This window comes from Kitasatospora sp. UYEF31, assembly GCF_057291755.1.
Window position 1 is genome coordinate 136,650 of sequence record NZ_JBXAWK010000004.1, and the last position, 15,702, is coordinate 152,351.

15 protein-coding genes are annotated in these 15,702 nt (G+C 69.8%); 12 read left to right on the forward strand and 3 right to left on the reverse strand.

Going from position 1 to position 15,702, the window contains the following annotated elements; translation table 11 throughout:
- The first annotated feature begins 95 nt into the window (after window positions 1-95).
- The 7 genes from AC0Z36_RS03380 (at window position 96) to AC0Z36_RS03410 (ending at window position 8,156) form a co-directional block, all read left to right on the forward strand.
- Window positions 96-1,118, forward strand: a complete 1,023-nt coding sequence (locus AC0Z36_RS03380; RefSeq protein ID WP_485461132.1) for a phosphotransferase family protein — start codon at window positions 96-98, stop codon at window positions 1,116-1,118.
- A 128-nt stretch (window positions 1,119-1,246) separates the two neighbouring features.
- Window positions 1,247-2,473 (forward strand): acyl-CoA dehydrogenase family protein, encoded by a 1,227-nt coding sequence (locus AC0Z36_RS03385; protein ID WP_485461133.1) that lies wholly within the window; start codon window positions 1,247-1,249, stop codon window positions 2,471-2,473.
- Between the two features lie 12 nt (window positions 2,474-2,485).
- Window positions 2,486-3,286: an SDR family oxidoreductase gene (locus AC0Z36_RS03390; RefSeq protein WP_485461134.1), complete on the forward strand. Its 801-nt coding sequence runs from the start codon at window positions 2,486-2,488 to the stop codon at window positions 3,284-3,286.
- A 109-nt stretch (window positions 3,287-3,395) separates the two neighbouring features.
- The gene (locus AC0Z36_RS03395) at window positions 3,396-4,190 is read left to right on the forward strand and encodes an SDR family NAD(P)-dependent oxidoreductase (protein ID WP_485461135.1); all 795 of its coding nucleotides are present in this window, start codon (window positions 3,396-3,398) and stop codon (window positions 4,188-4,190) included.
- A gap of 368 nt (window positions 4,191-4,558) precedes the next feature.
- On the forward strand, window positions 4,559-6,100 hold the full coding sequence (locus tag AC0Z36_RS03400) for a long-chain-fatty-acid--CoA ligase (protein WP_485461136.1): 1,542 nt from the start codon (window positions 4,559-4,561) through the stop codon (window positions 6,098-6,100).
- On the forward strand, window positions 6,097-7,155 hold the full coding sequence (locus AC0Z36_RS03405) for a phosphotriesterase family protein (protein WP_485461137.1): 1,059 nt from the start codon (window positions 6,097-6,099) through the stop codon (window positions 7,153-7,155). Before AC0Z36_RS03400 ends, AC0Z36_RS03405 begins: the two co-directional genes overlap by 4 nt.
- Entirely contained in the window at window positions 7,152-8,156 is a 1,005-nt protein-coding gene (locus tag AC0Z36_RS03410; protein WP_485461138.1) for an NADP-dependent oxidoreductase, read from the forward strand. Before AC0Z36_RS03405 ends, AC0Z36_RS03410 begins: the two co-directional genes overlap by 4 nt.
- 206 nt (window positions 8,157-8,362) lie before the next feature.
- Here AC0Z36_RS03410 and AC0Z36_RS03415 read toward each other — a convergent pair whose 3' ends face one another.
- Window positions 8,363-8,662 carry an ArsR/SmtB family transcription factor gene (locus AC0Z36_RS03415; RefSeq protein ID WP_485461139.1) on the reverse strand — a complete coding sequence of 100 codons (300 nt, stop codon included), beginning with the start codon at window positions 8,660-8,662 and terminating at the stop codon, window positions 8,363-8,365.
- 95 nt (window positions 8,663-8,757) lie between these two features.
- Between AC0Z36_RS03415 and AC0Z36_RS03420 the strand changes: the two genes are divergently transcribed.
- From AC0Z36_RS03420 to AC0Z36_RS03435, 4 genes are all read left to right on the forward strand, one after another.
- Entirely contained in the window at window positions 8,758-9,543 is a 786-nt protein-coding gene (locus AC0Z36_RS03420; protein ID WP_485461140.1) for an SDR family oxidoreductase, read from the forward strand.
- Between the two features lie 152 nt (window positions 9,544-9,695).
- Entirely contained in the window at window positions 9,696-10,466 is a 771-nt protein-coding gene (locus AC0Z36_RS03425) for a VC0807 family protein (RefSeq protein ID WP_485461141.1), read from the forward strand.
- Between the two features lie 82 nt (window positions 10,467-10,548).
- Window positions 10,549-11,436 carry a glycerophosphodiester phosphodiesterase gene (locus AC0Z36_RS03430; RefSeq protein WP_485461142.1) on the forward strand — a complete coding sequence of 296 codons (888 nt, stop codon included), beginning with the start codon at window positions 10,549-10,551 and terminating at the stop codon, window positions 11,434-11,436.
- A gap of 360 nt (window positions 11,437-11,796) precedes the next feature.
- The gene (locus AC0Z36_RS03435; RefSeq protein WP_485461143.1) at window positions 11,797-12,765 is read left to right on the forward strand and encodes a pirin family protein; all 969 of its coding nucleotides are present in this window, start codon (window positions 11,797-11,799) and stop codon (window positions 12,763-12,765) included.
- An 80-nt stretch (window positions 12,766-12,845) separates the two neighbouring features.
- Here the strand turns inward: AC0Z36_RS03435 and AC0Z36_RS03440 are convergent, their stop codons facing one another.
- Together AC0Z36_RS03440 and AC0Z36_RS03445 are read right to left on the reverse strand one after the other, a co-directional pair.
- The gene (locus tag AC0Z36_RS03440) at window positions 12,846-13,751 is read right to left on the reverse strand and encodes a polysaccharide deacetylase family protein (protein WP_485461144.1); all 906 of its coding nucleotides are present in this window, start codon (window positions 13,749-13,751) and stop codon (window positions 12,846-12,848) included.
- 229 nt (window positions 13,752-13,980) lie between these two features.
- Window positions 13,981-14,778, reverse strand: a complete 798-nt coding sequence (locus AC0Z36_RS03445; RefSeq protein WP_485461145.1) for a polysaccharide deacetylase family protein — start codon at window positions 14,776-14,778, stop codon at window positions 13,981-13,983.
- Window positions 14,779-14,995: 217 nt separating this feature from the next.
- Here AC0Z36_RS03445 and AC0Z36_RS03450 point away from each other — a divergent pair, with 217 nt between their 5' ends.
- Window positions 14,996-15,697: a response regulator gene (locus tag AC0Z36_RS03450; RefSeq protein ID WP_485461146.1), complete on the forward strand. Its 702-nt coding sequence runs from the start codon at window positions 14,996-14,998 to the stop codon at window positions 15,695-15,697.
- Window positions 15,698-15,702: the final 5 nt, after the last annotated feature.

The window sequence follows — 15,702 nt, forward strand, 5'->3', positions numbered from 1 at the left end:
GCAATCACCGGGTTGGTCCAATCCTGACCCTAGCGAACATTCCGACCGGTCGGTATGTTGAGCGCGACCGCCACGGGAGCATGCCAGGGAGACACATGGTGAACCGCGATCCACAGGGGCTGGACACCGCCGCGCTCGGCGATTACCTGACCCGCGAGCACCCCGGTCTCACGGCAGGGAAACTGACCGCCGAGCTCATTCCCGGCGGTCGGTCCAACCTCACCTACACGGTCACCGACGGGGCGTCCGAGTGGGTCCTGCGCCGTCCCCCGCTCGGCCACGTCCAGGCCACCGCGCACGACATGGGTCGCGAGTACCGCGTCATCAGCGCACTCGGGCCGACGGAGGTCCCCGTCCCGCGCACCTACCTGCACTGCCCGGACACCGGTGTGACCGGCGCGCCCTTCTACCTCATGGAGAAGGTCGACGGCACGGTCTACCGCACCGGGGAGCAGTCCGCCTCGCTCGGGCCAGAGAAGGCGAAAACCGTCTCGTACGGATTGATCGAAACCCTGGGCGACCTCCACGCCGTGGACCCGGAAAGCGTCGGCCTCGCCGACTTCGGCCGCCCCGCCGGCTACCTGGATCGGCAGGTCGCCCGCTGGCGCAAGCAGCTCGAAGGTTCCCGCAGTCGCGAACTGCCCGACGTCGAAGTGCTGTTCAGCCGCATCGTCGACACCGTGCCGACCACCCAGCGGACCGGAGTCGTGCACGGCGACTACCGCCTCGACAACACCATGATCTCCGCCGACGGCACCATCGCCGCCGTCCTCGACTGGGAGATGGCCACCCTCGGCGACCCTCTCGCGGACGTCGGCCTGTTCTCCGTCTACTGGACCTCCGCCGCGGGGACGGGGACCATCGTCGCCTCGGGGATCACCCCGGAGAACGGCTTCCCGACGCTCGACGACCTCCTCGGCCGCTACGCCGCCCGCAGCGGCCTCGACCTGACCCCGCTGCCCTGGTACGAGGCCTTCGGCTACTTCAAGCTCGCGGTGATCCTCGAAGGCATCCACTTCCGCTACCTGCAGGGCAAGACGGTCGGGGAGGGCTTCGACCACATCGGCGAGGTCGTACCGCGGCTGGCCGCGTCGGGCCTGGCCGTACTCAAGGGCTGACACTCACTCAAGGGCTGACACTCACTCAAGGCTGACGCTCACTCAGGCACTGGCGCCCGCGCCGGAACTGACGCCCACTCAAGAGCCGGCACCCGGACACGGGGACTCAAGAGATCTCAAGGGGACTCATGGACTTCGCATACGACGCACGTACGGAAGAACTCCGCACCGCAGTGCAGGCGTTCATGGACGAACTGGTCTACCCGGCCGAACAGGTCTTCCACGAACAGGTCGAAGCCCTGGCCGACCCGTGGGACCGCGCCCCCGTCCTTGAGGAGCTCAAGACCGAGGCGAAGAAACGCGGCCTGTGGAACCTTTTCCTTCCCAGGACACACAGCCTGCCGGGCGGGCACGGGGCCGGACTGACCAACCTCCAGTACGCGCCGCTCGCTGAGATCATGGGCCGCAGTCCCCAACTGGCGTCGGAGTCCTTCAACTGCTCCGCACCGGACACCGGGAACATGGAAGTGCTGTCCATGTTCGGTTCACCCGGACAGCAGGAACGCTGGCTCAAGCCGCTCCTGGACGGCGGGATCCGCTCCGCCTTCTGCATGACCGAACCCGACGTTGCCTCGTCCGACGCGACGAACATCCGTACGAGCATCAAACGCGACGGTGAAGACTACGTCGTCAACGGCACCAAATGGTGGTCCTCCGGCGCGATGTACAAAGGCTGCGAGATCTTCATCGTCATGGGTCAGACCGACCCGGAGGCCGAACGGCACCGCCGCCAGTCGATGATCCTCGTCCCCCGCGACACCCCGGGCGTCGACATCAAGCGCGGCATGAACGTCTTCGGCAGCAACGACAGCAGCCACGGCGGCCACGCCGAGATCACCTTCACCGACGTCCGGGTCCCCGCGGACAACATCATCGCCGGGGAAGGCGAAGGCTTCGCCATCGCCCAGGCCCGCCTCGGCCCCGGACGCATCCACCACTGCATGCGCCTCATCGGCATGGCCGAACGCGGCCTCGAACTCATGTGCCGCCGGTCCCTGCTGCGAACCCCCTTCGGCAAGCCCCTCGCCGAACAGGGCGTCGTCCAGGAGTGGATCGCCGAATCCCGGGTCCGCATCGAGCAGTTGCGGCTCCTCGTCCTCAAAGCCGCGTGGCTCATGGACACCGTCGGCAACAAGGGCGCGCACACCGAGATCCAGGCCATCAAGATCGCAGCGCCGCTGACCGTCGAATGGATCCTCGACAAGGCGATCCAGGCCCACGGCGCGGGCGGCGTCTCCCAGGACTTCCCGCTCGCCGCCCTGTGGGCGCACGCCCGCACGCTGCGCCTGGCAGACGGTCCCGATGAGGTGCACCGCCGCTCGCTCGCCTTCCGTGAACTCAAGAACTACCGCTGAGGACCGGTCACCATGTCTACTTCGGAATCCCGCACGGAGCCCCGCACGGAGCCCGGCTCAGCACCCCGTACCGGCCCCCGTGTCGCCGTCGTCACCGGCGCCAGCCGCGGCATCGGACTCGGCATCGCCCAGGCCCTGGTGGCACGTGGCGACAAGGTCTGCATCACCGCCCGCGGCGAAGACGCCCTGAAGGAGGCCGTCGAGCAGCTCGGCGGCCCGGACAACGCGATCGGCATCGCCGGCAAGGCGCACGACCCGGCCCATCAGGACGAGGTCGTCGCCCAGGTGCTCAGCACCTTCGGCCGGATCGACATGCTGGTCAACAACACCGGCGTCAACCCGGTGTACGGGCCGCTGATCGAGCTCGAACCGGGCGCCGCCGCCAAGATCATGGAAGTGAACGTCCTCGCGGCACTCGCGTGGTCGCAGAAGACCTACCGTGCGTGGATGAAGGAGCACGGCGGCGCGATCGTGAACGTCGCCTCCGTGGCCGGGATCCGGCCCGCCGTCGGCATCGGCTTCTACGGCACCTCCAAGGCCGCGCTGATCCACCTCACCGGGCAGCTCGCCGTCGAACTCGCTCCGGGCGTCCGGGTCAACGCGGTCGCACCCGCGGTCGTCCGCACCAAGTTCGCCACCGCCCTGTTCGAAGGGCACGAGGACGCGGTCGCGGCGATGTACCCGATGAAGCGCATCGGCGTCCCCGCGGACATCGCTGACGCGGTCGCCTTCCTGCTGTCCGACCAGGCGTCCTGGATCACCGGCCAGACCGTCGTACTCGACGGCGGCCTCACCCTCGCCGGAGGAGTGTGATGACTGCGCGGGTGAGCCTGTACGGGCCGGTCACCACGGGACTGACGCCGGTGCGACAGGAGACCGTCACCACGGGACTGACGCCGGCGCGGGCGACTGGAGGCCTCCGATGACCGAACTGTCAGGCGCGGGAGTGGTCGTCACCGGAGCCGGCAACGGCATCGGCCGCGCGCTGGCCCTGCGGTTCGCCGCCGAGGGCGCCCGGGTCATGGTCAACGACATCGACTCCGACGCGTGCCACTCCGTCACCGCCGAGATCATGGCGGCCGGGGGAGTGGCCGCCGCCGTCGCAGGTGACGCCGCGTCACCCGAGGGGGTGGCCGCGCTCATCAACCGGGCCCGCAGGTCACTCGACTCCGAGATCGACATCTTCTTCGCCAACGCCGGCATCGTCACCCAGTGCAGCGAACAGACGGGCGACGACGACTGGGAGCGCTCCTGGCAGGTCAACGTCATGGCCCACGTCCGCGCCGCGCGTGAACTCACCGGGCCCTGGCTCGCCCGCGGCCACGGCCACTTCGTGTCGACCGTTTCGGCCGCCGGGCTGCTCAGCATGCTCGGTTCCGCCTCGTACTCCGTCACCAAGCACGCGACGCTCTCCTTCGCCGAGTGGCTGTCGATGACGTACGGGGACCGCGGGATCACCGTGCAGGCGATCTGCCCGCTGGGGGTGCGCACAGCGATGGCCGCGAACGACGACGCGGCCACCAACCTCCTGATCAAGCCCACGCTGATCGAACCGGCGGAGGTCGCCGACGCGGTCGTCAAGGCGCTGGGTACGGGGCAGTTCCTGATCCTGCCGCACCCCGGCGTCGCCGGGATGTACGCCGGGCGGGCCGCGGACAGCGACCGGTGGCTGCGCGGGATGCGCGGGCTACAGGCGCAGATCGACGCGGCCGGCTGACCCCGCGGGTCTCCGGGCCCCGTGCGTGCCGGCCCGGGGCCCGCCCGCCCAACTCCCGCCCGCCCAACTCCCGTCCGCCCAACTCCCGTCCGCCCAACTCCCGTCCGCCCAACTCCCGTCCGCCCAACTCCCGTCCGCCCAACTCCCGTCCGCCCGGCTCCGGCCACCCACCCACCCACCCACCCACCCACCCACCCACCCACCCACCCACCCACCCACCCACCCACCCACCCGCACCCTCGCCCCGTGCCACCCCGCACGGGGCAGCGAACCCGTACAAAAGCACCTCGAAAAACCCCGCACGTGTGTACCACCCGCACCACCCGTTGACGCCCACCCGACGGCAGTAGCGAGGAGAGACACCACCCATGAGCTTCAACCTGGCGACCATCCTGCGGGAGTCGCGCAACTCCCACCCCGACAAGGCCTGCCTGAAGTTCCTCGGCAACGACATGACGTTCCGGCAGATCGACGAGGAGTCGACCAGGTTCGCGCACGGACTGCGCGCCGCCGGGTACGGCAAGGGCGACGTGGTGGCCATGTCGCTGCCGAACCTGCCGCAGTTCGTCATCGCGTACTACGGCACGCTCAAAGCCGGTGCCACGGTGCTGCCGCTCAACCCGCTGCTCAAGGCCGCGGAGATCGAATACCACCTCGCCGACGCGGACGCGAAACTGCTCATCGCCTTCGAGATGTTCGCCGCCGACGCCCTCGGCGGGGTCGCCCCGTCCGGTATCCCGCTCTACATCGCGACCCTGTTCGGCGGCCCCGTGCCGGACGGCACGGCGCCCTTCGAAGACCTTCTGACGGACCCCGCCCCGGGCGACCCGTACGCCCCCGACGGCCCCCGCGGTGACATCGAGCCGACCGGCTCCGACGACGTCGCCGTACTGCTCTACACCTCGGGCACCACGGGCCGCCCCAAGGGCGCCGAACTGACCCACTTCCAGCTGTTCATGAACGCCGACGTCGCAGGCAAGACGTTCGGCGTGCAGGAGGACGACATCTGCCTGGGCGCACTGCCGTTCTTCCACGTCTTCGGGCAGTCCAGCGTGCTCAACATCGCAATCCGCTTCGGCGGCACCATCTCCCTGGCCCCGCGCTTCGAAGCGGGCCCCGTGCTCGACCAGATCGCCGCCGACCGGGTCACCCTCATCTCCGGCGTCCCGACCATGTTCCAGGCACTGATCGCCGAAGGCCCGGGGGACAGGGACCTGTCCTGCCTGCGGTCCGCCAACACCGGCGGCGCCCCGATGCCGGCCGAGACGCTCCGCGCCTTCGAGGCGATGTACGAGATTCCCGTACTGGAGGGCTACGGCCTGTCCGAGTCGGCCAGCGCGGCCACCATGAGCACTCCGGAGCACCGCCGGATCCTGTCCTCCGGCAAGCCCGTCTGGGGCGTCGAGCTGCGCATCGGCGACCTCGACGACCGCCCGCTGCCGCCCGGCGAGGACCACATCGGCGAAGTCCTGCTGCGCGGCCACGACATCATCCCGCGCTACCACAACCGTCCCGAGGAGACCGCCGAGGCCTTCCGCAACGGTTGGTTCCACACCGGCGACCTCGGCTACGTCGACAAGGACGGCTACCTCTTCATCGTCGACCGCAAGAAGGACCTCGTCATCCGCGGCGGCTACAACGTCTACCCGCGCGAGGTCGAAGAGGTGCTGTACACGCACCCGGCCGTCGCCGAGGCCGCGGTCATCGGGCAGTCGGACGAGCGGATGGGCGAGGAGATCGTCGCCGTCATCTCCCTGAAGGCGGGTCAGCAGGTCACGGAGGACGAGCTGAAGGCGTTCTGCAAGGAGCGGATGGCGGCGTACAAGTACCCCAGGGTCATCCGCATCGTCGACGGACTCCCGAAGGGGCCGACCGGCAAGATCCTGAAGAAGGAGCTGCGTTCGTCATGAGCGGATCCGACCCCCGGGCCGCCACTCCGTCACCACCCACCCCACCGCCACCCACCCCGGCGACCTCCGTCAGTCATCACTTTGTCGACACGGTCCGCGGCCCGGTGGCCGCCGCCGACCTCGGTGTCACCCTCGCGCACGAGCACGTGTTCGTCCTTTCCGCAGACAGTCACGCCCAGTGGGCACGGGGGGACTGGGACGAGGAGGCCATGGTCGCCCTGGCTGTCGATAAACTGACCGAACTCCGGGACAGCGGCGTCCAGACGGTCTGCGACCCCACCGTCGACGGGCTCGGCCGCGACATCAGGCGCATCGCCCGCATCCTCGACCAGGTGCCCGGTTTCAACATCGTCGCCGCCACCGGGGTCTACACGTACTCCGACGTCCCGTTCTTCTTCGCCCACCGCGGTCCGGGCGTCGACCCGGAACTGCCGGACCCGATGGTGGAACTGTTCGTCCGGGACATCCGCGAGGGCATCCAGGGCACTGGTGTCAAAGCAGCCTTCCTCAAGTGCGCCATCGACCACCACGGCCTGACCAAGGGTGTGGAACGGGTGCTCCGCGCGGTCGGCAGGACCCACGTCGAGACCGGCGTCCCCGTCATGGCCCACACCCACCCGGGTTCGCGCAGTGGCCTGGACGCCGCCCGTGTCCTGGCCGAGGAGGGCGTCGAGCCGCGGTACGTCCAGTTCGCCCACTGCGGCGACACCACCGACGCCGGCTACCTGACGGAACTCGCCGACCGGGGTTTCCTGCTCGGCATGGACCGCTTCGGACTCGGACTCGACATGTCCTTCGAGGCCCGGGTGGGGATCGTCGCCCTGATGTGCGCGCGGGGTTACGCGGGCAGCATGGTGCTGTCCCAGGACGCCTCGTGCCACATCGACTGGATCGACCCGGATCTGCTGCCGCTCCTGCCGGACTGGAACTACCTGCACGTCCGGCGCGACGTCGTCCCCGAACTGCAAAAGCGCGGGGTCACCGGGGAGCAGCTCACGCAGATGTTCGTGGACAACCCCCGCCGTTGGCTCACCACACACCGGAGCGCCGTATGAACAACCGTCAGATCCGCCTCGCCGCCCGCCCCGTCGGCCTGCCCGAGGACAGTGACTGGGAGCACCACACCGCTGAGGTCCCGGAGCTTGAGGACGGCGGGTTCCTGGTCAGGGTCCAGTACATCTCCCTCGACCCGGCCATGCGCGGCTGGATGAACGAGGGGCGCTCGTACGTCCCGCCGGTGAAGATCGGCGAGGTCATGCGGGCCGGGGCCGTCGGTGAGGTCGCCCTCTCGCGGAATCCGGAGTTCCCCGTCGGCGCACACGTCTACGGGACCTTCGGAGTCCAGGAGTACGCCGTCTCCGACGGCCGCGGTGTCACCAGGGTCGATCCCGGCGCCGCCCCGCTGCCCACCTACCTCGGCGCGCTCGGCATCACCGGCCTCACCGCCTACTTCGGCCTCCTCGACGTCGGCGATCCCCAACCCGGCCAGACCGTCCTGGTGTCCGGCGCCGCGGGCGCGGTCGGCAGCGTCGTCGGCCAGATCGCCAAGATCAAAGGCTGTCGTACGGTCGGCATCGCCGGCGGCGCGTACAAGTGCCGTCAGCTAGTCGAAGAGTTCGGCTACGACGCCGCCATCGACTACAAGGCCGAAGACGTCAAGAAGGCGCTGTACAAGGCCTGCCCGGACGGTGTCGACGTCTACTTCGACAACGTCGGCGGCGAGATCCTCGACGCCGCGCTGACCCGGCTCGCCCCGCGGGCCCGGGTGGTCATCTGCGGAGCGATCTCGCAGTACAACAGCACCACCGGCTTCCACGCCCCCGCCAACTACATGTCGCTCCTGGTCAACCGGGCCCGGATGGAGGGCTTTGTCATCTTCGACTACGCCGACCGCTACGCCGCGGCCGTCACCGAGATGGCCGGCTGGATGGCCGAGGACAGGCTGACCTCCCGCGAGGACATCGTCGGCGGCGGTGTGGACGCGTTCCCGCAGACCCTGCTCAGGCTGTTCACCGGGGCGAACTCGGGGAAGCTGATCCTGGCGGTCGGCACGTAGGGCTCCGCCGGCGGCGCCTCCCCCGCGTCGGGCACGCTCGGAATGCTGTGACCGGAGATCCACTGAACAACTTTCCGAGCAGGCCCGACGCGGCGCCACACTGGGCGGTTACGCCCGGCAGCCGGGTGCGGCGAAGGAGTGGACCGTACGCGAAAAGCCCCGGGAGGCCGGGCCTCCCGGGGCTTCGCCGGCGCGCGCGCCGATCGTCAGAGCGCCCCGAGCACCGCCCCCAGCAGTCCCGGGAACCGCGCCTCCAGGTCCTCCCGGCGCAGCGAGACGGTCTTGGTGCGGCCTTCCTTCACCTCCCGGGTGACCCCCGCCTCCCGCAGGACCCGCCAGTGGTGCGTCGCAGTCGCCTTGGTGACCTCCAGCGGCAGGCTCCCGCACGTACGCCCCTGCCCGGAGGAGGCGAGTTCGCGCAGGATCGACAGGCGTACGGGGTTGCCCAGCGCGGCGAGCACATCCTCAAGGAGGAGCTGCGCGCGGTCGGGGTGGAGGCTGGCCATGGGATAGATCGTACGAACCTCTCCGTGATCCGGAACACCGGGAACCTAATGTACGATATATCTCGTACAGTCAAACGATTCCTCCGGAGAGCCTCGTGACCCAGCCCGCAGTCACCCAGCCCGCAGTCACCCAGCCCGCAGTCACCGGGCCCGCAGTCACCGGGCCCACAGCCACCCGGCCCGTCGCCATCGTCACCGCCGCCACCCAGGGCATCGGTGAAGGTTTCGCCCGCGAGCTGGCCGCCGCCGGCTACCGCGTCGTCCTGTTCGCCCGTACGGACCGCGTCCACGAGCTGGCCGCCGAACTCGGCGGCACCGGCGTCCAGGGTTCCCTGACCGAGCCCGCGGACCTCGCCCGTCTCGTCGGCACGGCAGTGAACACCTACGGCCGCGTCGACGCCCTCGTCAACGGCGGCGGCCACGCGCCCAACAGCCCCGAACTGCTCGACGTCAGCGACGAGGACTGGCACGCGGGGCTCGACATGGTGCTGCTCAGCGTCGTCCGCCTGGCCCGCCTGGTCACGCCCCACATGGAGCGCGCCGGGCGCGGTGCGATCGTCAACCTGTCCTCGTTCACCGCGAGCGAACCCGTCGCCTTCATCCCCGTCAACTCCGCGCTGCGCGCCGCTCTTTCAAGCTTCACGAAGCTGTACGCCGACCGTTACGCGGCAGCGGGCATCCGCATGAACGCGATCCTCCCTGGCTACGTCGACAGCTGGCCCGCAGACGAGCGGACGACGGCTCAGATCCCGGCCGGCCGCTACGCCACCGTCGCCGAAGTCGCCAAGCTGGCCCGCTTCCTGCTGTCCGAAGACGCCGCGTACATCACCGGACAGGGCGTCAGAATCGACGGTGGACTCTCCCGCTCGATCGCCGCATGACTGAGCGTCAGGTCAGGAATTCCAAGGTCAGCTCTCTGTTTCCCTAAGCGCAGGCAAAAGGGCAAAGCCCCATGGGAGCATCTCGTCGCCCGCACCGTTGGAGCGCCGACAAGGCGCCGGTCACGCAGGCACCTGCCCATGGGGGAAATGCGATGACCGAGCCACAGACCCCCGCCGAACCCGCCGAACCCGTGGAGCCCGTGGAGCCCGTCGGCCCGGCCAGACCTGGCGGACCCGCCGGCCCGGCCGCGCCCGCGCGCAGCCCCCTGGCGGCCTTCCTCCTCGGCTGGGGCCCGACGATCCTGTTCAACATCCTCCTGCCGATCATCACGTACAACGTCCTCAAAGACCACGGCGTGAGCTCGGTCAACGCACTCCTGCTGATCTCCCTGTGGCCGGTCGTCGACCTGATCGTCTACTACGCGCTGAACCGCCGCCTGGACGAGTTCGGCATCATGACCCTGTTCTTCATGCTGCTCGGCGTCGCCGGCGGGCTCATCTTCCACAGTGAGAAGATGCTGCTCGTCAAGGACTCGCTGATCACCGGGCTGTTCGGAGTCATCCTGCTGGCATCGCTCCTGATGGAGCGTCCGCTGATGTTCCACCTCGGCCGGAAGTTCGCCACCGACGGCACCCCCGAACGGGTCGCCGAGTGGAACGGCATGTGGCAGTACGAAGGTTTCCGCAACAGCCAGCGGTTCCTGACCGTCGTGTGGGCCGCCGTCTTCCTCGCTGAGGCCGCGCTCCGGATCGTCATCGTCTACACGACGTCCACCGATACGGCCCAGGGCGTCAACAGCTTCCTCCCGTACGTGTTCACCGCAGCGCTGGTCTTCTGGACCGTCGCGTACGGAAAGCGCAAGCGCGCGGCGGCCGAACGCGACAACCCGGCCTTCCGCGGCGGCGCGACCGCGGCACCGTGAGCGGCAGGCGTGGCCGCTGCGCGCGCCCCGCGGGCCCCGGGTGTCCCACCGGCGGGGCCGCCGACCGTTTACCCTGCGTCATGTGCGTAACCCCCTCTTGATCACCTTTGTCGCCGCGCTGTTCGGTGTGACGGCGTGCGGCGTCGCGGACGGTCACACCACGGTCGTCTCCGACAAGCCGCCGGCCGGCGGACCGGCGCGGGTGGACGGCGGGGGCCAGGACCGGCCCGCCCTTCCGGTCTGCCGGGCCCCGCTGGGCATCGCCCACCGCGGCGGCCCCGCGTCCGGCCTCCCGGAGAACAGCCTGCGGGCGTTCGCCGCCGCCGCGGACGCCGGTGTCCGCACTTGGGAGACGGACGTACGGTGGACCAGGGACGGCGAACCGGTGATCCTCCACGACGCCACGGTGGACCGCACCACCGACGGCACGGGCGCGGTCGACCAGTTGACGCTGGAGCAGTTCCGCGCCCTGCGGGCCCGCGACGGCCATCCCGTGCCGACCCTGCGTGAGGTGCTCGACACCGGACGCCGCTACGGGGCCGCAGTCGTCCTCGACGTCAAGGTCACGCCGGACCACCGGCGGCTGGCCGGAATCCTGACTGTGGCGGACGCCGCCGGGATGAGCGGCAGTGTCGTCGTCCAGCTGACCGACCCGGCGACCGCCGACGCCCTCGCAGCCCGGTCCCCGAAGACGGTCTCCGCGTTCCTGGCCTACGAGGCGGCGCTCCTCCCCGACGTGCGGAAGCACAGTCGCATCCTCAACATCAGCGACGACCAGGTCACCGCGGAACGCGTCAGCGCCTGGCACCGCGCCGGCTTGACCGTGTGGACCTGGACCGTCGACGACCCGGTCCGCTGGGTGGAACTCCGCGCGGCGGGGGTGGACGGCATCATGACCGACCGGGCCCCCGGATACCACGCGTGGGCCCAGGCCCAGTGCCCCGGGGTTCCAGGCCGGCCGGAGTCGTGACCGCGTACGGGAGTTCCCGCTGCGCAGACCAGGATTCCCGTGTGTTCAACTGGCTGAAAACGCGCACCGGAAGTACACGCGAATCATGAACCCCTAGGGCCTGTTCTGGGTTTCCCGCCGGACCAGGCCGCGTTGTCCGGCGCCGTGCGTCGCAAGGCGCCGGATCCGAACCCGTACCGGTCGTACCTGGAGGATTCGGCAACGCCGCGAGGGGCGGTGCCGGGCGGTGCGGCCCCGGCGAACCCGCGCTCCCCGAGCCGGACCTGGTGACTGAGCAGAACGCGGCAGAACGCGGCAGACTGCGTCGGAATGCTACAAGAACGCGTCGGAATCCAGACGGGAAAGCCGTACGGTAGTCCCATGAGTGATCTCGACACCAGCCCCGCCGTCCGCGTCTGCGGCGGCCGTGACGGCGTTCCGGGCGGCCCCGTGCACGAGCTGACCGCCGGCCGCGCCGCAGCCGTGGGGGAGAACAGTGAAGTGCGCCGGCTGCTGCCCACACTCGGGCGGCGGATGGTCGGCCCGTGGTGCTTCATCGACCACTACGGGCCCGACGACATCGCCGCCGAACCGGGCATGCAGATCGCCCCGCACCCGCACATCGGACTCCAGACGGTCAGCTGGCTGCGCGCGGGGGAGGTCCTGCACCACGACAGTGTCGGCAGCACCGCGACCGTCCGCCCCGGCGAACTCGGGCTCATGACCTCCGGGCGCGGGATCGCACACTCCGAGGAGTCACCCGCACCGCATCCGACGTTCCTGCACGGACTCCAGCTGTGGACCGCGCTGCCGGCGGAATCCCGGGACACCGCACCGCACTTCGAGCACCACACCGACCTGCCGGGCATCGGGGCCGCCGGGCTGCGGGGCACCGTGGTCATGGGGGAGCTGGACGGCGCCCGCTCGCCCGGGCACGCCTACTCGCCCATCGTCGGCGCGGACCTGACCCTGTCCGAAGGCGCGGACGTCCGGCTGCCGCTGGAACCCGACTTCGAGTACGCCGTGGTCGCCACCGGGCCGGGCGCGGTGGTGGACGGCGTAGAACTCCCCGTCGGATCGCTGCTCTACCTCGGCTGCGACCGCGGCGAGTTGCCGCTGCGCGCCACAACCGACACCAACCTGATGCTGCTCGGCGGCGAGCCCTTCGCCGAGGAGATCGTCATGTGGTGGAACTTCGTCGCCAGGACCGGCGACGAGATCGCCGAGGCCCGCGCCCGGTGGACCGCGGCCGACCCGCGCTTCGGGCCGGTCGACAGCTTCGGCGGCGTCCGCCTGCCCGCCCCCGCGCTCCCGCCGTTCCCGCTGAAGCCGCGCGGCCGGGTGCGCTGAACTCCAGCCGGAATCAGACTGGTTCGTACGCCGGACCGCGGTCGGCAGGCAGCGCGGGGCCGCCGGCGAAAGCAGGCGGCTCAGCCCTGCGGGAAGCTGAACCCGTACCCCTGCTCCGTCAGCCACGGCAGCAGGGTCTCCAGTGCTTCGATGGTCTGCGCGCGGTTGCCGCCGCCGTCGTGCATCAGGACCGTCGGGCCGTTCTTCGCGAGCTGGTGCTTGACCGACCGGACGATGGCGTCGGCACCGGGCTTCTTGTAATCGCCCGGGTCGACGTTCCAGCCCAGGTTCCGCATTCCGTGCGCCGCGGCTATCTGCCGGCTGGCGGGGGTGAAGGCGCCGCCGGGGGCCCGGTAGTACCAGACCTTCGCGCCGCCTGACGCTTCGTCGATCATCTTCTTGGCGTCGAGGATTTCCTTCGACTGGTAATCGACGGATTTCTTGTCCATCGCCGTGTCGTGGCTGACCGAGTGGTCGCACAGGCGGTGCCCGGCCGCGACGACCCGCTTCACGAGGTCCGGGTGGGCTTTCGCGTTCGGTCCCGTCATGCAGAATGTCGCCTTCGCGCCGTACTGCTTGAGCAGGTCCAGCGCCTTAGGCGTCCACGTCGGGTCGGGGCCGTCGTCGAGAGTGAGGTTGACCATCCTGCCCGGGTCCTCGGGCGCATGGACGATGTCCATGCTCACCAGCGGAGGCGGCAGCGCCGGGGAGACCGGCGAGGTCTGCTGCGGCGCCGGTGCCCCGCCCGGTGTTCCCCCGGGTGTCGCGCCCGGCGGGGGACTCTGCTGCGGAACAGGGACGCCCGGAGTGCTTTGCGTCGACCCGGCGGCCGGGTTCTTCGCGGCAGCGGGGCCGGAGCCGTCACCGCCGCCGCAGGCCGCCACCCCGGCCAGCACCACGCCCGCCAGGGTTGCGGTTCTCGTCACCGCCGCGGCCTTCGCCGCTGCCGTGCTGACGTGCTTACGCCGGGTTACCCGCACCTGCATGCGCAACTCATTCCGTACTCGCAGTGACCGTCCCGCCTCGCCGAGGCCGTGACCCGAATGGAGAAACCGGAAGGTTAACTCTTTTTCGAGCAATGCGGGACGATCCGGGCGCAGCGCGGCGCGGCGAGGTGCGGCCAGGTGCGGCGCGGTGCGGTCCGGTGCGGTCCGGTGCGGCCAGGTGCGGCTCGGTGCGGCCCGGTGCGGCCCGGTGCGCCGGCCCCGCGGGGCGTCACGCCTGCGGGAAGCTGAACCCGTACCCCTGCTCCGTCAGCCACGGCAGCAGCTTCTCCAGTGCTTCCATGGTCTGCGCGCGGTTGCCGCCGCCGTCGTGCATCAGGACCGTCGGGCCCTTCGGCAACTGGCTCTTGACCGTCTTCAGGATCGTGTCCGCCCCGGGCTGGTTGAAGTCGCCCGGGTCGACGTTCCAGCCCAGGCTCCGCATTCCGTGCGCCGCGGCTATCTGCCGGCTCTCCGGAGTGAAAGCGCCGCCGGGGGCCCGGTAGTACCAGACCTTCGCGCCGCCTGACGCTTCGTCGATCATCTTCTTGGCGTCGAGGATTTCCTTCGACTGGTAATCGACGGATTTCTTGTCCATCGCCGTGTCGTGGCTGACCGAGTGGTCGCACAGGCGGTGCCCGGCCGCGACGACCCGCTTCACGAGGTCCGGGTGGGCTTTCGCGTTCGGTCCCGTCATGCAGAATGTCGCCTTCGCGCCGTACTGCTTGAGCAGGTTCAGCGCCTTAGGCGTCCACGTCGGGTCGGGGCCGTCGTCGAGGGTAATGTTGACCATCCTGCCCGGGTCTTCAGCCTTCCGCACGATGTCCATGTTCACCACCGGCGCGGGCAGCGACGGGGAGGGCTGGGACGTCTGCTCCGCCACCGGGACTGTCCCTGAGCCGCCGCCGGACAGTTTGGCCGCACTGTCGCCACCGCTGGAACACGCCACCAGACCCGTCAGCGCAAGCCCCGCCGCCGCCGTCGAAACGACCATGCGGGCGTCTTTGCGCTGAACTCCCAGAAACTTCATGTTATTTCCCATCCGGTGTGCTGTGAACGTCCTGCCGTACCGAGGTAAACACACGAATGGCCGAGTAAAGCGGGCCGTCATCGTTTCATCACTAAACGACAATGAAGCCATCATCTGCTCCGCGCAGCATGGTCACGGACGGGGCCGGAAAGAGGTTCTCGTACGGAATTCCCACAGTTTCCCGCACCCCGATCCAGCCCCGGAGAACCGCGCGACCATGACACGAGTACTGCTCATCGAAGACGACCCCGCCGTGCGCGAGGGCATCATGATCGCGCTGCGCCGCCGCGGCCACGAGATCGAGGCCGCGCCCACCGGCGAGCTCGGCCTGGCGGCCCTGGACGTCTTCCACCCGGACCTCGTCCTCCTCGACCTGATGCTCCCGGGCGTCAGCGGTCTGGAGGTGTGCCGCCGCATCCGGGAGACCCGGCAGCTGCCGGTCATCATCCTCAGCGCCCGCGGCGACGACATCGACATGGTGGTCGGCCTGGAGGCGGGCGCCGACGACTACGTCGTGAAACCCGCCAACGGCGCGGTGCTCGAAGCCCGGATGCGCGCCGTGCTCCGGCGCACGGTGCCCCAGGACGACGCGGCCTCCGGCGACGCGGTCCCGGGGACTGTAGAGACGTACGGGACACTCACCGTGGACCGGGCGGCACTGATGGTCACCAAGGACGGCGTCGAACTCCTCCTGGCCCCCTCCGAGTTGAAGTTGCTGTTGTTCCTGAGTGCGTCACCGGGCCAGGTCTTCAGCCGCCAGCAACTCCTCGAACAGGTCTGGGAGCACAGTTACTTCGGTGACTCACGCCTGGTGGACGCCTGCGTCATGCGACTGCGCGCCAAACTCGAAGTGGACGCCCGCACCCCGCACTACGTCCAGACCGTCCGCGGGTTCGGCTACCGGTTCGGCCCGCTGTGACCTTC

Coding starts and splice junctions, on each gene's coding strand:
- AC0Z36_RS03445 (WP_485461145.1), bottom strand. CDS start 14,778: ATGAAGTTTCTGGGAGTTCAGCGCAAAGACGCCCGCATGGTCGTTTCG.
- AC0Z36_RS03405 (WP_485461137.1), top strand. CDS start 6,097: ATGAGCGGATCCGACCCCCGGGCCGCCACTCCGTCACCACCCACCCCA.
- AC0Z36_RS03435 (WP_485461143.1), top strand. CDS start 11,797: ATGAGTGATCTCGACACCAGCCCCGCCGTCCGCGTCTGCGGCGGCCGT.
- AC0Z36_RS03440 (WP_485461144.1), bottom strand. CDS start 13,751: ATGCAGGTGCGGGTAACCCGGCGTAAGCACGTCAGCACGGCAGCGGCG.
- AC0Z36_RS03450 (WP_485461146.1), top strand. CDS start 14,996: ATGACACGAGTACTGCTCATCGAAGACGACCCCGCCGTGCGCGAGGGC.
- AC0Z36_RS03410 (WP_485461138.1), top strand. CDS start 7,152: ATGAACAACCGTCAGATCCGCCTCGCCGCCCGCCCCGTCGGCCTGCCC.
- AC0Z36_RS03385 (WP_485461133.1), top strand. CDS start 1,247: ATGGACTTCGCATACGACGCACGTACGGAAGAACTCCGCACCGCAGTG.
- AC0Z36_RS03425 (WP_485461141.1), top strand. CDS start 9,696: ATGACCGAGCCACAGACCCCCGCCGAACCCGCCGAACCCGTGGAGCCC.
- AC0Z36_RS03395 (WP_485461135.1), top strand. CDS start 3,396: ATGACCGAACTGTCAGGCGCGGGAGTGGTCGTCACCGGAGCCGGCAAC.
- AC0Z36_RS03400 (WP_485461136.1), top strand. CDS start 4,559: ATGAGCTTCAACCTGGCGACCATCCTGCGGGAGTCGCGCAACTCCCAC.
- AC0Z36_RS03390 (WP_485461134.1), top strand. CDS start 2,486: ATGTCTACTTCGGAATCCCGCACGGAGCCCCGCACGGAGCCCGGCTCA.
- AC0Z36_RS03380 (WP_485461132.1), top strand. CDS start 96: ATGGTGAACCGCGATCCACAGGGGCTGGACACCGCCGCGCTCGGCGAT.
- AC0Z36_RS03415 (WP_485461139.1), bottom strand. CDS start 8,662: ATGGCCAGCCTCCACCCCGACCGCGCGCAGCTCCTCCTTGAGGATGTG.